Origin of the sequence: Nostoc sp. 2RC (genome assembly GCF_014222165.1) — a bacterium.
Taxonomy (GTDB): domain Bacteria; phylum Cyanobacteriota; class Cyanobacteriia; order Cyanobacteriales; family Nostocaceae; genus Nostoc; species Nostoc linckia.
The window spans coordinates 1-710 of record NZ_JACKZU010000771.1; the positions used below are offsets into that span (position 1 = coordinate 1).

Sequence of the window (710 nt, forward strand, 5' to 3'; positions counted from 1 at the left end):
CCCCATGCCCTATGCCCCATGCCCCAGTTAGTTCAAAATCTAATTTTTTGGCATTCTTGAAGAAACTGCTGTGGAATTTCTGGGTTTTGACCCCAGTGTAAATGAACGTAAGAAGCATGAACATTTGCAGGCAAAGCCCATCCTTCGTATCCCATGTTTTCTTCAGAATCATAGCGATAAGTTGCAAACAAAGGTTGAGAGGGAGTTGAGGTTAAGTGAGAACGATGAAACTCATGTCCGCAAACAGTTTGCCCCGCCTTTATTAAAAGATTATCTTGCAAAGCCACAGCACGACGATATCCTAAAGTTAAACGTCCATCCATTAAAGCAGATGTTGGTAAAACTCCTGCCATCGACCAAGATTTACTTTCAAAATCAATAATCTCCTGACACAAATACATTAATCCACCGCATTCGGCAATTGTCGGCATTCCTTTAAGAATTGCTGTTTTCACCGTATGACGGCCGCTGATGTTTTCTGCTAGTTGCTGGGCAAAAACTTCTGGAAAACCACCTCCAAAATACATTCCTTGTACATTTTTCGGTAGTTCGGGGTCTACTAAAGGACTCCAGTAAACTAGTTCTGCTCCCAGTTGTTGTAGTAAATCAAGATTGTCTTGGTAGTAGAAATTAAAAGCCCGATCGCGGGCAATGGCAATTCTAATTGGGGATGAGGGGGATGGGGGGGATGCTGTCTCTTATACAATCTG

Annotated in this window: 1 pseudogene; it reads right to left on the reverse strand. The window is 42.7% G+C overall.

Going from position 1 to position 710, the window contains the following annotated elements:
* Positions 1-32: 32 nt before the first annotated feature.
* Positions 33-683 (reverse strand): annotated as a pseudogene (locus tag GNE10_RS34925) (cobyrinic acid a,c-diamide synthase); the annotation flags it as partial.
* Between the last annotated feature and the right edge of the window lie 27 nt (positions 684-710).